The organism is Brucella haematophila (genome assembly GCF_005938105.1).
In the GTDB taxonomy this organism is placed as follows: Bacteria; Pseudomonadota; Alphaproteobacteria; order Rhizobiales; family Rhizobiaceae; genus Brucella; species Brucella haematophila.
Genome location: NZ_VCPE01000007.1, coordinates 56,278 through 70,517 on the forward strand (window position 1 = coordinate 56,278; position 14,240 = coordinate 70,517).

Consider the following 14,240-nt stretch of genomic DNA (forward strand, 5'->3'; position numbering starts at 1 on the left):
GTTGCCTTTGTGGCCCTCTGGCGGGAAGTACGTTACGGTAAATCAGGCAAGTGTATCAGGGGTTCAGCGATACAAGCGCGGGTGGCTTTAAGGCGCTTTGACGCGAAATGCGGTTCTCAACGCCGTGAGCGAAGACACGGCGATCAATCTCTTCCGGGGCGCTATTTCCATAAAGCTGTCGTTGCAGAATTTCGACTTGCGCCGTCAGTGAAACGTCACCTGCTACTGCGGCCCAATCCTCAACTGACGAGTATCCATTGCGTCGGGACCAGACTTCCAGCGCGGCATTGATCTGTGCGTAGTCGCCTGTTCTGATAATACGAAGTGTCTGTCGTTTTTGCCTGCCTGCCGAGCTTCGCTGCCGCTCGTTCCATTCGTGCAGAAGTTTCGAAAGCCGCGCCCGATATCGCATAGCGAGGGCAAGAACGACTGCGAACAGAAGCAAGGCTAACGCCAATATCCAAAGCACCTGCCGACTTGGCATGTTTTTGCGAGCGGGTTCAACGGATGTCGCAGATTTCGCTGTACCTGGAGCGACCGTAACGGTTGTCGCCGGTAAAGTTGCGAATTGAGCCTGCTGTGATTGCACATCAAACCAGCGATAGGAAACCGCAGGTAGCGTGAACGTGCCAGGCTTGGAAGCCGTGTAGACGATGGTTTCGACGCGTCGACTTGCTGTTTGTCGCCCCACCGGAACATTGTCGGCCACAGTTGCTGGTTTTACATACTGGTTCAGGCCTTGTGATGTTCCAACATTGACCGGCGGTATGGTGATCGCCACCGTATCTGTTGCGGTAATGGTAAGCATTCTGACCAGAGCGTCTCCGGTCTGTAATTTCTCCGGTGGTCGGTCGAAGCTTTGCGTCAGTTCCAGCGACCCGGCAGCGAATTCAGGTTGTCCGTCGTGTTGAGCGGCACTGACGCCAAAAGACAGCGGTGCGCTCGTCGCGGTTGCGTGCTTGCGATTTCCATCCTCAAGATAGTCGAACGAAATCGCGATTGCGGGAATGCTATAGCTTCCGCTGACTTGCGGTATGATGGAATAGCGCTTTTGAATGCCGCTGAACTGAACGCCATTTATGGTATCCGTGACGTTCTGGGATCGTTCGTCAGGCAATGTTACCAGAGCGTGCGGCAGCGCGAACAGGGGAAATTGTGGGGGCGAGATGAAGAAACCCGGGGCAAGCACATTTAGAACGAGATGAACTTGCTGGCCCGGCACAATTGTGCCGGTTTCTTCAATCTTGGCGCGTATAATGGGTTCCTGCGCCGCGGCGTTGCTGACGAGAAATCGGGTCGTCAGAAGCAGGCCGTAAACGATGAGACGAAACAGAACCCTCATTTGGTGCCGCCTTCCGCCTCAATCGAAAAACGGCGTGCCAGCATGGCGGCTGGGCTGACGGCAATGTTCTTGATCCACATCTGAGACGTCTGTTCAGACATGGCAATCTCAACATCTTTGCCTTCTTTACCCTTGTCATCAAACTGGACACTATCGGGCTTCAAATCTGGATCTTCCGCCTGATCCTGTTCCTCTTTCTGCTGTGCTTGCAGGAGGCGCTTTGCTGTCGCGAGATTGGCCTGAATGTCTTCCGACTTTGGGTTTGCTTGAAGTGCCTTCTCGTAAGCAGAGACAGCGTCGTCAAACTTCTTCAGATGCATCAGCGCGTTACCCTGATTGTACCAGCTTTCGGGGCTGTCGATGATGGCGAATGCATTGATGGCTTCCTGATAATTCCCGGCCCGGTATTCGGCGACACCACGCCACATGGGATTGCGAAACAACTTTGCAGCTTTGGAAAATTCGTTTTTTTGAAAAGCAATTCTCCCCTGTTGGTCCTGCGTCAGCCACATATTTTCCAATGAACCCGCCCTTGCCGGGTCGTTTCCGATCAGGTGAAAAGCAATGATTATGCTGCCCAGCCGGACAACCCAGCCGCGTCTGAATGTGAGGGCGAACAAGAGCGCTGCCGGGATGAGGAACCACCATCCGCTGTCGCGCCATCGGCTTTCCTTATCCGATTGCTGCTGCGCAAAGTTTCCCTGTATTTGCGCGGTAATCCAACGAACATCGGTATCATCGTCGGTGACGGTTGTGACTGCGATAGTATGCGAGGCGCGCAGTTGCGCCATGCTTTCAGTATCGAGTTTGGTAATGAGGCGTGCACCACCGTCTGATGAAAGAAAGCCGCCGTCTCCGGTCTTGATCGGCCCACCATCCGCTGTGCCGATGACCAACACCACAACGCCAGTATCCCGTTCATCGTCCAGTGACTTGATGGCCGATGTTTCTACTCCGTCTGTCATGAACAGTATTGTTCCGGAAGAATCGTCTTCTTTCAAAAGTTGGGCTGCGCGGGTAAGTGCTGCGCCTGTATCCTTTCCCGGACGCGGCATGATGCCCGTCGAAAGCGCATCGGTATAGGATTCAATCAGATCGGTATCGTCGGTGAGGGGTAAAACAAGATGTGTAGTGCCTGCGTAGGCGATCACAGCCGTTCTAGCCCCGGCGCGATTTGCCAGAATATCATGGATTTTGAGCTTGGCTCGTTCGATGCGGCTGGGGCTGATGTCAATGGCATCCATTGTTTGCGAAAGATCGACCGCGATCACCAGTGATGCCGTGTCGTGGACGAAAGGTGGAGTTTCCTTGTCCCAGCTTGGACCAGCGATAGCGAGGATCATGATAGCCATGATCAACGCCAGAAGTGTCGCCGGTTGAAAACGCCGCTTGCTGTCTCCTTCGATGACCAGTCGCTCGAGCAGATGTGGAGCGATCATATTCTTCCACTTATGCCTCACGTCCGAAGATCGCGCGGCAAGCCAAACCAAGACAAGCGGCAGTATCAATAAAATCAGCCAGGCCGGGCGAAGGAAGTGAAAGTCGGAGATCATGCCGCTGCTCTCCGCGCCATTCGTGCCTGTGCAACTCCAATAAGAAGGGAAAAGATCAATATCATCAATGAGAGTGCCGCCGGATACGGGAACAGCTCCCGTCGCGGTCGCCATGACAACTCTTTTTGTTCCTGTGGCGTTATACTGTCCAGCATATCGTAGATGGCGGCCAGACTGGCCTGATCCTGACCGAAGGAATAGCGTCCATCCGTTTGTGTGGCGATGGCCTGTAATGTCTGTGTGTCAACCTTATCTTCGCCGGTCGCGTTTGGGTCACCGATTGCGACGGTGTGAATAACAATGTGGTCGTCTTTGGCGATTTCTGCGGCTTTCAGAGGTGGCATCTTGCTGGCCGTATCGTTGCCATCGGAGAGCAAGATGAGCACCTTTTCGGGCACGTTCGACTTTTCGAACATGCGAATAGCCAGGCCGATGGAGTCGCCCATTGCGGTTCTGGGACCGGCCTCGCCCGGCACGAGGGATCCAATCATCGTCCGTATCAAATCGTGGTCCATCGTGAACGGCGCTAGCGGATAAGGGGCGTCGCCAAAGGCAATCAAGCCGAGCCGGTCGTTTGCCCGCCTTGCAACAAAGTCGGCTACCACCGTTTTGACGGCGTTGATCCGCGAGTCCAGCGCGCCGCCTGGTGTCGCAAAATCGCGCGTGTCCATCGATTGGGAAAGATCGAGCGCCAGTAGTATATCGCGCTGCGGTATCGATTTTGTAATCGGTGGTTCGATCAGTTGCGGCCGGGCCAGTGCCAGAACCAGCAGGCTCCACGCGATCAGTTCGAGCACGATCTGCCACCAGCTTCGTCGCGGAATGATTGATCCTATTGTTGGCTCAACACCGGCTGCTCTTGCAACATCTTTGAAGAAGGGAAGCCTGATTGAAGCTGTCGAGACCTGATGGCTCGGCAATAGCCACCAGAAAAGCAGCGGTACCGGTAACAAAAGCAGAAGCCACGGATGATCGAGTTCATACATGATGCCTCTCGATCCACAGCCGCGCCTGACGAACGATCATGGCCAAGTCGTCTATCTGCCGGTTGGGTTCGTATTCGCGACCTGTCAGAAGCGCTTTCAGGTCGGTTCCAAGCGGCTCTGGACTGTGATGTTCGAGGAAAGCAACCCATTGGCTGCCGGATAACGCCGCCACGTCAGTACGAGGCCAGACAGAAAGCGCCGTGCGCTTCATCAGTTCGGCGATTTCTGTTTCCGTTGACCGTACCATGGGCGCGCTGTTGGATATTGTTTCAAGAATATGGAGCGCCTCGCGCCGATAGGCGTTGCGTCGATAGCGGATCGCCCATCGCACAATGAGGATGGCAATTGCCAGGAAGAGCAGGGCCGCCGCCAGTACCCATCCCCATGTCTGCGGCAGCCATGGGATCGGCGGCGGAATAGCAATGTCGTGGAGCGAACGCAGGGCGGTCTCTGTTGCTTGATCCACTACCGCCTCCTTTGACGCCACATAGACTTCTCAAGGAGGTTGCGCAATTGCGGGGCGGTTTCTTCGGCCGCAGAGATAGGCAGCATGGGGAGACCAAGCTCGCGTTGCCATGAGCGAAATTCACGCCCGCGGTTACGCGCAAAACTATCGATGGAGTTGCGCATTGATTCTTTGCCGAAGGTCAACTCGGCCTGAGTTGTGCCCCCGCTGATGACCAGTTCGCCGCTCTTCGGCAGATCAAGCAGAAATGGATCATAGACCAGCAGGCAGATCACGTCGTTGCGGCTCGAAATCTGGAGCAGGTAATCACGCGTCGTATCATCGTGACCGTCGAAGTCGCTGACAACGATCACGAGATAGTCGTGATAGGCGATGGCACTGACGTGATGCAAAATGTCATTCAGCATTGTCGGCGCGGGATCATGCGCGTAGCCGGCATTGAGCGCGGCGTTCTTTTCCGCGATCTGGCTGGCCAGACCGATGACGGCATTGCGGCTGCGTTGCGGTTTGATCTGCGTCGTGTCTGTATCGCCGAATACGATGCCACCGACGCGATCGCCAGATCCCAATATACGCCAGGCACACAGCATTGCGCATTCTGCGGCGCTTACGGATTTCATCGCGCGTCTGCTACCGAAAAACATATTAATACGCTGATCGACGATCAGGAGGGCAGGGCGTTCTTTCTCTTCACTGTAAACTCGCACGACTGGCTTCTTCGTGCGCGCCGTGACGCGCCAATCGATAGAGCGGATATCGTCGCCCGGCAGATATTCGCGCAACTCCTCGAAGGAGAGACCGCGACCACGTACCGCCGAGCGCATCCGGCCCGCAAGCTGGCGATGGCTAGGCGACTTTTGAACGAAGCTGAGATCACGCGCTTGCGCCTCAAGTGCGACGAGCGCGGAGGTGTCTACGTAAACACCGGTATCGTCGCTCAGGCTTGCGCTCATGACACAGCCACCAGCTCGGCGATGCGGTCAATGATCTGGTCGGGCGTTGTGTTTGACGCATGTGCTTCATAAGACAACAGCAATCGGTGCCGGAATACATCGTGCATGATGGCCTTGACGTCATCGGGCGTAACAAAATCACGGCCCTTCAACCAGGCATAGGAGCGCGACATGCGATCAAGGCCGATCACACCGCGCGGGCTCACACCTACCTGTAAAAGTTTGGCCAGATCGGCATTGTATCGTTCTGGATAACGTGTCGCAAAAACCAGTGCGACCATGTATTTTTCAACCGGCTCCGACACTGTAATCGTGCCTATTTCCTTGCGCGCCTCAAAGATGCTTTTCGCGGACAGGCGAGTGGCTTTATCCTTTGCAGGACGCTTATCATGGGCTTCCTGTTCCTCGCTCCGGTTAAGACGCATGATCGCAGCTTCGGATTGTTCATCGGGATAATCGACCCGGATATGAAGCAGAAATCGATCCAGTTGTGCCTCGGGCAAGGGGTAGGTCCCTTCCTGCTCAATCGGATTCTGCGTTGCCATCACCATGAACAGGTCCGGCAATTGATAGCTCTTTCCACCGACAGTTACCTGCCGTTCTTCCATCGCTTCCAGCAAGGCTGATTGAACCTTAGCGGGCGCGCGATTGATCTCATCGGCAAGAATGAGATTGGCGAAGATCGGACCCTGCTGAAACTGAAAGGCGCTTTTTGCGCCGTCTGAGATATAGATTTCAGAACCAGTGACATCCGCAGGCAGCAGATCGGGTGTAAATTGGATGCGCGAAAGCTCGGATTCGAGATTTTTCGCAAGGCTTTTGATTGCACGGGTTTTGGCAAGCCCGGGGAGCCCCTCAACCAGTATGTGGCCGTTTGAAATCACACCCAGCAATAGGCGCTCGACCATTTGCTCCTGTCCGATGACAGATTGTCCCACACTGTCACCAAGTTTCAGAATGTCATCGCGTGCAGTCATGCTGTGCTCCTGTCGACGAAGAAACGGCACGCGCTGAAGCGCGTGCCGTCATTTCGAATCTCAGTTCGCTTTGGACTTCGCTGCGTTCTCCTTGATCTTGACCTCGACATCGCGGGCAATCTGATCAATCGAGAAACTTGCCGGTTCCTGACTAGGCGGATATTCAACGAAGGTCTGAAGGAATTCTGCGGCGTGCATCGTCATCTGCGCCAGCTTGAAATCGTTTCTTGTCAGCCAGTCGAAGTACTGGTCCGAAACAATATCGGCGCGCTCATAGGGATCCATGCGCAGATTGTAGAGCTTGGGAACACGCAGCGGCGTGAAAGGCTGCTGCCACACGGCAAAGCCACCGGGATGCTGCATCTCAACGAAGACCGCTTTCCAGTCGCCAAGGCGATAGGCAACGAGAACACCGTCATCGTTGAAATAGGCGAAATCATTGCGAGCGCTCTTGGATTCTTGCCCTGTGAGATATGGCAACTGGTTATAGCCGTCCAGGTGCACCTTGAACTGCTTGCCGCCAATGCTGGTACCCTTGAGAAGGCGATCCTTGATATCGGTATCACCAGCAACAGCCATCAAAGTCGGGAACCAGTCCAGACCGGAGAACATATCTGTCGACACCTGACCGGGCTTGATATGGCCCGGCCACCGCACCATTGCCGGCACGCGGAAAGCGCCTTCGAAATTGGAATCCTTTTCATTGCGGAATGGCGAGTTTGCAGCATCCGGCCAAGTGAAGCGATTTGGACCGTTGTCGGTCGTGTAAACGACGATTGTGTTGTCCGCGATGCCCAGGTCATCCAGCGTCTTCAGGAGTTTTCCGACATCACCGTCATGTTCGATCATGCCGTCGGCATACTCATTGCCGGTCATGCCGCTCTGTCCGACCATCGAAGGGCGAACATGGGTGAACAAATGCATGCGTGTCGTGTTCATCCAGGTGAAGAATGGCTTCTTCTGGTCGACCTGACGCTTGATAAAGTCGATTGCAGCGTCCGTGGTTTCGTCATCGATGGTTTCCATGCGCTTCTTCGTCAGTGCACCCGTATCCTCGATTTTTCCGTCAGCGCTTGCCTTGAGCACACCGCGCGGCGTGCTCATTTTGGTGAAGGCTTCATCATCCTTCGGCCAGTTCGGGTTTTCGGGTTCCTCTTCGGCGTTGAGATGGTAGAGGTTGCCATAAAACTCGTCGAAGCCGTGATTGGTCGGCAGATATTCGTCGCGGTCGCCCAAGTGGTTTTTACCGAACTGACCGGTGGCATAACCAAGAGGCTTCAGCGCCTGGGCGAGGGTAACGTCGCGTGCCTGCAGACCAACCGTTGCACCCGGCACGCCAACTTTCGACAAGCCGGTTCGCTTCGGCGTTTGCCCGGTGATGAAGGATGAGCGTCCAGCGGTACAGCTGTTCTCGGCATAATAGTCCGTGAACATCAGCCCTTCCTGTGCGATACGGTCGATGTTCGGTGTGCGATAGCCCATGACCCCAAACGAATAGGCGCTGATATTGGTCTGGCCGATATCATCGCCAAAGATCACGAGAATATTCGGTTTCGCCGCGGGTTCCGCAGGCGCATTTTGTTGCGCATGAACGGGGGTCACAACCGTTACAGACGTCACTGTCATGACCAATGCGGCGGTCGCCGAAAGTAGTCGGCGGATGACGGGCTTCTTCATAGCGGCCTCCTCAAAATGGATTGTCTCAACATTCCGTGCTCCTGTTCGCGAGGCAAATTGGGATGTCGTCGATGCTCATGTCGATGGCAACTCGAAGAGGCTCGAATAATTCTTGGGCGCTCGTAAGTACGTTACAGTAAATGCGTGTGTGCGCATTCGCTGGCGGTTGACACCCTCTCGCTGGCAAGGATCGCCTGGCCCGGGCAGCACGGGTAGATTTACCGTAACGTACTGCCACCCGCACAAATTGGTGTCATGCTTTACATACAAATCCGTTGAGGGGAGATCCGTGGACAGTGAACCGGGATGAAACAGTCCGCCGCAACGCCAGCTCTGCTTCGAAAAGCGGGCTCAGTAAACTCATGTTAAAGCTTCCATCTGTCCGCACCGAGCTCAGGCAACTTGTCAGTGAGCCTCTGATTGGCCTTTTTGAAGCCTATGATGAGGCAAGTAATATGCTTGAAAAACTGCGGAGGAATGAAAGTGAGGCAACTTCACTTTCTTTAGAATATGAAACAATATGTAAGGAGATAGAGGAGGACGTATTGCAGTATTGCTTGCTGCATCGGTGAGGTTTTTGCTCCAAAATGAAACACTATTCTTTATTGATTGCCGATTATTGACAATAGCCGCACGGGGATTATTTTAATCGAAAATGCTAATGTATTCTCATGTCGGGTCCGCGAGGGGTGGTATGGCACGGAATAGCAATGCGTTCGATGATCGGAAAACCTCGGATGAGGAAGTCAAGTCCGCGCTCGCTGATCTGATCGCGGATAAGCGGTTTCGCGCGACCGATCGCGGCAAAGCTATTCTCAACTACATTGCCGGGCTCTATTTTACGGGCTGCGGTGAAGGGGTAAAAGGATACTCTATTGCGATTGATGTGCTGGGGCGTCCGGACAGTTTCGACCCGTCGACTGACCCTATCGTCCGCATTGAAGTCAGTCGATTGCGTGCCGCGCTAGTTCAGTATTATGAAGCTTTCGGTAGAGAAAAGCCAATTGAGATCGAGCTTCCAAAGGGCAAATATGCGCTGGCCTTCAATCGCCGCGCAGCTGTCGAAACACCCGAGTCGGATACGCCTGTGGCGCGCGATGCAATTCCGCCTCCAATGTCCGTCCCAACAACTCTGAGACGGAGGCTCAAATACCTTGATCTGGCGGTGGCCAGTTTCGCTTTGCTCGTTTCTTTAGCACTGGTCTATTTTCTAACCCATCGGTCAACCGATACCGTAAAGCCCACAGTAGCAATTGATTTTCGTGCCGAGAATCCTGCCTTTAACGTAGAGGCTGAGAATGTTCGGGATTCTTTGCTTATTGCACTCGGCAATTTTCATACTTTAGCACTTCGTTCAGATGATAGCGGGTCTATCGATCCTCAAACGCGTTTCCCGGCATATACAGTTCGCATGCGATATCGCGTTGAAGACGAGATAAAGAGCATCTGGTGGCAAGTAAACGATGAAGTCAAAAACGTTATTGTCAGTTCTGGCGTTGAAGAGGCGTCAGGGTTGGGACAATCCGCAGAACAGGTGCGGGCTTCTCTGTCCTCGTCGCTTTCACAAAAGCTGGCCGCTTCCAATAGCGTGATCAATAACCGGATCGCCGCTGATGTGAAGGTGCCGTTCACCGGCAATGTTTGTGTGCTGAAAGCCGAGATAGCATTGGCGAAAGGACAGGCGCAACCAGACGACGGGATTTGTCTTGAAAAGACATTGAAAAGTGACCCAAGGCAGAGCGATGCCATGGCGGCTCTGTCCCGGGTTCTTGTGAACGCCAACGGGCCAGTCATCAGCAGGGAAGTGCTTGATCGCAGTCTGGAACTTGCGCGGGATGCTGTCTCGATTGCGCCATGGTCTGATCGGGCTGAATTTGCCTTGATGGAAGCTAACTTCCGTAAGGGCCGGATTGATGAAGCGCTTGAGGCGGGAAAGCGCGCACTATCGCTCAATCCCAATAATCTGGAGGCGAAAGCCGGTCTGGCGATGGTTCTCTTTGCCAATGAAAATTGGGAGCAAGCGATTGCTTTGGTTGATGAAAGTAATCAAGACAAACGCAATATCGCTTTGAAAGCGCGCACCGTTCTCGCGCTTGATGCTGCCCGACGCGGTGACTGGCATGATGTATTGCTGCGGGCAAATCAGCTTCCGCCGCAGAATGACTTTGCGACCGGCTTTCGCCTGGCAGCACTTGTTCAGTTGCGCCCCACAGAAGCGCTCGCTGAACTCCAGGATGTAAAGCACTCCAATCCCAATCTAAGCAAGACCGTCGGTGAGGAACTAGCGGCGATGAGCGTACCAAACGTGGTAACAAACGTCATTATGGCTCAAATCAAGATCGTTCAGACGAAGACGCTGCTACATGAATCGGCGCAACGAAACTGATTCGGTCGCCGGGGGGTGTTGTGGCAGAGGTTGCTATCTATATCCAGCATCGGAATGGGTGCGCAGAATTCGGAAGATTTCGCTCCGCATGCGAGCATAGGAAATCGCTCTCCTGTTGGACCGACGCACTCATTTCGACAGGTGGTTTGGCACGCCAAATAAACGTTCGACCTTGATTGATAAAAGTCGATAGTTGAAAGCCGTAGCGAATGGAGGATTTACGGTAACTTACTAATTTAACGTTGCGCGAAAAATAAAAAGCAAAGAGTATAAAGCAAATTAGTATTCGTAGATTCGCAGGAATACTGAGCTTTCGCGCTCGTAGTCAAGGGGACGTTATGGGTCGAATTTCGCTTCATATGCAAGCGTTGGCAGCAATCGCGGGAATGTTGCTTGTTCCGTCAGTCGCGATGAGTGCTGAAGGAGGCGCGGGCTTCTACCTCTTGGGTTCCAAAGGGCCCGCAGCGGCTATAACGCCACCTTCTGGCGTCTATTTCCAGAATGATTTTTACTATTATCGCGGCGACCTCGGCGGCAATAAAAGCCTTCCCACTGGTGGTAAATTGGCTGCTGGTGTCGTGGGCACAGCGGCTATAGAAATTCCGACACTTATGTGGGTATTGCCGGAAAGTGTGGCTGGCGGTTCTCTTGGTCTGAGTGCATCGCTGCCCATCGGCTGGAAGAAGACAGAGGCCGATGTTGTTCTGAATGGTCCCCGTGTCGGGGAAATTTCGACTGGTGTACGCGATACGGTGTTTACCGTTGGTGATCCAATCGTCAGTGGGTTTCTTGGTTGGCAAACCGGTAATTTTCACTATCAGCTTGGTACGATGGTCAATGTGCCTATTGGCGACTATCAGGATGGTCAGATCTCCAATATCGCTTTCCACCATTGGGGGGCTGACATATTTGCCGCCGGAACCTGGCTGGATCCGACAATCGGTTGGGACCTTTCTGGTATTGTCGGCATAACCTTCAATGCGGAAAATCCAGCTACCGATTACCGAACTGGTAACGAGTTCCATTTTGAATGGGCGGCGGTAAAGCACTTCAACCAGAAATTCGATGCTGGTTTGGTTGGTTATTACTACCAACAACTTTCTGGTGATAGTGGCGATGGCGCAGCGCGACCGTTCAAGGGGCGTGTGGCCGCCATTGGCGCGACCGCCGCTTGGAACTTTGCAATGGGCGAAACGCCGGTTTCGGCTCGCCTTAAATATTTCCACGAGTTTGCTGCTGAAAACAGGGCGGAAGGCGATGCGGTTTACCTGACATTGTCGATGCCGATATCGATCAAGAAGCCAACGGCTTCGACTGACTGATTGGACGCAGTTTCTGTGAGCGCATGTGCATTTTGAGTGAAGACATTCTGCACATGACAGGTTCCACCATGGCATGATGAGGGAGATGGCTATGCATATCAGATCATTCAATACCGCCGGCTTGGCGGGCATGGTTGGGATGATAGTTGCGGTTCTGACCTACTCGCCAGCATATGCACAAAATGATAAGTTAAGCGGATTTCCAGCTATGGTTCTGGGTGGGCAAACCGCCAAAGCGAGGATCGTTCAATTCAGCGTTCCTTTTGATAATCTGATCAGATTGGCTGACAAGGATGTTTCGCTTGGAAAAACGACCCTTGATGAAATTCAAACTCTGGCTGGGGGCAGCGTTCATGGGCATAGCTCGTCTTCGGCTAGAACGGCTTGGCTGTGTTATGAGATTACTGGTGATAATTTGCCCCGGCGAATCTGGTTCATATCGGATGGCATGAACAAGAAGAAAGGTGATGGCGCTGTTCTTAATCTGATAGCAGCAGAAGTTATAACAGATAAGTCAGCCAAATGTGGGCAACCCCGTATCGATCTCTCGAACCTCAAACTGCCAATTCCAGCTTTGAAAGATGACAAACGTACTTTGGAAGAACGTCTGGGGAAGGTAAAAGCCAAGCAATTTGCACGTTATTCGAATGAACATAAAGTTTTAGGAGAGACGGTGGAACAATCGCTTGTCTACCGCCTTGATGGAGACCGGATTACCGGCGTGGCGTTCTCGCAGGCGACAGCACAATAGAGATTTTATCGGAAAACGTCTGTGGGTCTTAATTGGACGCAGATGCAGAGGCCGCTTATGGGAAACCGCGTGACCACAGATTTGCTCCCGAGAGAAAGAATTGGCGAAAAAGTCGGCCAGCTTATCTTGGGCGGCGTGGTTTCTATCCTGCTGATAACGACGCCGTCGCTTGCTCAATCCGCTAATGACGATGTGGATGAGCTGGCCCGAAAGGTCTCTAACCCGGCTTCATTCATGATCAGCGTGCCGGTGCATTCTGATCTTGATTTTGGCCGGCGAAGTGGGAAAGTTCGTGGCTTTTCTCTGGATATAGAGCCAGTGATACCGATGCGGTTCAATGATCGCTGGAACGTCATCTCACATACGGATATTCCTTTCGTCTATACCAACCCGTTTGGTGAGGTCGGCGGCACTTATGGGCTAGGCGATATCACGCAAACTTTCTCATTCACTCCAGCGGCTCATGGTCCACTGGTCTGGGCGGTTGGGCCGCAGTTTTCTTTTCCAACTGCTACAGATGATCTGCTGGGGTCGGGTAAGTTTTCTCTCGGCCCATCGGGCTTGCTGCTTTATCAAACCAGTTCGATCACGACAGGCATGTCAGCAAGCCATATATGGTCAGTGATGGGTTCTGGTAGCAGACCGGACGTGAACCAGACCGAGCTTCAACCATTCATCGCGTGGCATATCGGTAAAGGCAGGACCATATCGGCCAACCTTGATGCCGACTATGACTGGACAGCCGATCAATGGACTGTGCCTGTTTCGGGATCGTTCTCGCAGATTGTTAAGGTCGGTGATCAGACGATGAGCCTGTCGCTTGGTGCGAAATACTGGTTGGAAGGGCCAGAAGCGGGCCCCAAATGGGGTATAAAGGCAGGCGTGACCTTCCTGTTCCCCCAAACCGTCAAATAGCTCAGCGGAGGGGCGAGCCTCAATACGTCAGAAGTCAACCGGAATGCCAGTGAGCAAGATGATAGGCGACTGAGCTTTCAGAGACCTGCAACCCTTTTCAGATCATCGATGGCACCGGGCGCAGCGGCAAATACGTGGCTGCCTTTAAGAATGTTTTCTCCATCGACGGGGAATGGATGGGTATAGCCGCCTGCTTCACGCACAAGGCAGAATCCGGCCATGCAATCCCATGCATGCATGTATGGTTCATAGTAACCGACGAGCCTGCCTGCAGCGACATAGGCAATCATCAAAGCGCCTGAACCGTTGCGAATGAATGTGCCGCCAGCTTCCAGAAGATTCTCGACGATTTTGGCAACGGTTTGCGAAGTGACATAATTATTAGCGCCGATGCCAGTGACAGCGTTTTGGATGTTCTTCGTTGAATCAAGTTTCAATGTCTGGCCGTTGAGTGTTGCACCAAGACCTTTTGCAGAGGCATAAAGCTCGTCAAAACAAGGTGCCTTGATAACACCAATGACAGGTTCGGCATCCTTCAAAACGGCAATCGAAACGCACCAGTTCGGCATGCCATTGACGAAGGGGCTGGTTCCATCAATAGGATCGACGACCCAAGTATAACCAGATGATCCTTCGTCCAGGCCATATTCCTCGCCGAGAAAGCCATCGTTTGAAAATTTTTCTGAAACCAACGTGCGAATAAGTTGTTCCACATCACGGTCAGCGATGGAGACCACATCCTGTGGATCGCGCTTGAATTCAACAGTGAGTGCTTCACGATTGTTGAAATAATCGAGCGCCTTAGCGCCAGCGGCTGATGCGATGTCTTTGGCAAGAGCCAGTCGCGTTTCCAGGTCTTGATTGTTATGATTCGTCATTTTCTGCTTTCGTCGGGAGTAGTGTCGGTCACAA

Annotated in this window: 13 protein-coding genes; 5 read left to right on the plus strand and 8 right to left on the minus strand. The window is 53.2% G+C overall.

Going from position 1 to position 14,240, the window contains the following annotated elements:
• Nucleotides 1-55 precede the first annotated feature (55 nt).
• From FGI60_RS12765 to FGI60_RS12795, 7 genes are read right to left on the minus strand one after another with little or no spacing between them, the layout of a single operon-like run.
• Entirely contained in the window at nt 56-1,342 is a 1,287-nt protein-coding gene (locus FGI60_RS12765) for a BatD family protein (RefSeq protein ID WP_138785509.1), read from the minus strand.
• Nucleotides 1,339-3,009 (minus strand): vWA domain-containing protein, encoded by a 1,671-nt coding sequence (locus FGI60_RS12770; protein WP_328592652.1) that lies wholly within the window; start codon nt 3,007-3,009, stop codon nt 1,339-1,341. Before FGI60_RS12770 ends, FGI60_RS12765 begins: the two co-directional genes overlap by 4 nt.
• A complete protein-coding gene (locus tag FGI60_RS12775; RefSeq protein ID WP_138785510.1) occupies nt 2,892-3,881 on the minus strand; it encodes a VWA domain-containing protein in 990 nt (329 codons plus the stop codon). Before FGI60_RS12775 ends, FGI60_RS12770 begins: the two co-directional genes overlap by 118 nt.
• The gene (locus FGI60_RS12780; RefSeq protein ID WP_235889800.1) at nt 3,874-4,347 is read right to left on the minus strand and encodes a DUF4381 domain-containing protein; all 474 of its coding nucleotides are present in this window, start codon (nt 4,345-4,347) and stop codon (nt 3,874-3,876) included. The genes FGI60_RS12775 and FGI60_RS12780 overlap by 8 nt, the downstream gene beginning before the upstream one ends.
• Entirely contained in the window at nt 4,347-5,300 is a 954-nt protein-coding gene (locus tag FGI60_RS12785; protein WP_138785512.1) for a DUF58 domain-containing protein, read from the minus strand. The genes FGI60_RS12780 and FGI60_RS12785 overlap by 1 nt, the downstream gene beginning before the upstream one ends.
• Nucleotides 5,297-6,277 (minus strand): AAA family ATPase, encoded by a 981-nt coding sequence (locus FGI60_RS12790; protein ID WP_138785513.1) that lies wholly within the window; start codon nt 6,275-6,277, stop codon nt 5,297-5,299. Before FGI60_RS12790 ends, FGI60_RS12785 begins: the two co-directional genes overlap by 4 nt.
• 60 nt (nt 6,278-6,337) lie before the next feature.
• Entirely contained in the window at nt 6,338-7,954 is a 1,617-nt protein-coding gene (locus FGI60_RS12795; RefSeq protein WP_138785514.1) for an arylsulfatase, read from the minus strand.
• Nucleotides 7,955-8,250: 296 nt separating this feature from the next.
• Between FGI60_RS12795 and FGI60_RS12800 the strand changes: the two genes are divergently transcribed.
• The 5 genes from FGI60_RS12800 to FGI60_RS12820 all read left to right on the plus strand — a co-directional run bounded on the left by FGI60_RS12800 (nt 8,251) and on the right by FGI60_RS12820 (nt 13,328).
• Nucleotides 8,251-8,526: a hypothetical protein gene (locus tag FGI60_RS12800; RefSeq protein ID WP_138785515.1), complete on the plus strand. Its 276-nt coding sequence runs from the start codon at nt 8,251-8,253 to the stop codon at nt 8,524-8,526.
• A gap of 122 nt (nt 8,527-8,648) precedes the next feature.
• On the plus strand, nt 8,649-10,340 hold the full coding sequence (locus tag FGI60_RS12805) for a tetratricopeptide repeat protein (protein WP_171058764.1): 1,692 nt from the start codon (nt 8,649-8,651) through the stop codon (nt 10,338-10,340).
• 359 nt (nt 10,341-10,699) lie between these two features.
• Nucleotides 10,700-11,662 (plus strand): SphA family protein, encoded by a 963-nt coding sequence (locus FGI60_RS12810; RefSeq protein WP_235889803.1) that lies wholly within the window; start codon nt 10,700-10,702, stop codon nt 11,660-11,662.
• Between the two features lie 91 nt (nt 11,663-11,753).
• Entirely contained in the window at nt 11,754-12,413 is a 660-nt protein-coding gene (locus tag FGI60_RS12815; RefSeq protein ID WP_138785518.1) for a hypothetical protein, read from the plus strand.
• 69 nt (nt 12,414-12,482) lie between these two features.
• Entirely contained in the window at nt 12,483-13,328 is an 846-nt protein-coding gene (locus tag FGI60_RS12820; protein ID WP_138785519.1) for a transporter, read from the plus strand.
• A 77-nt stretch (nt 13,329-13,405) separates the two neighbouring features.
• Here the strand turns inward: FGI60_RS12820 and FGI60_RS12825 are convergent, their stop codons facing one another.
• Nucleotides 13,406-14,206, minus strand: coding sequence for an inositol monophosphatase family protein (locus FGI60_RS12825; protein ID WP_138785520.1), 801 nt, complete (start codon nt 14,204-14,206; stop codon nt 13,406-13,408).
• Nucleotides 14,207-14,240: the final 34 nt, after the last annotated feature.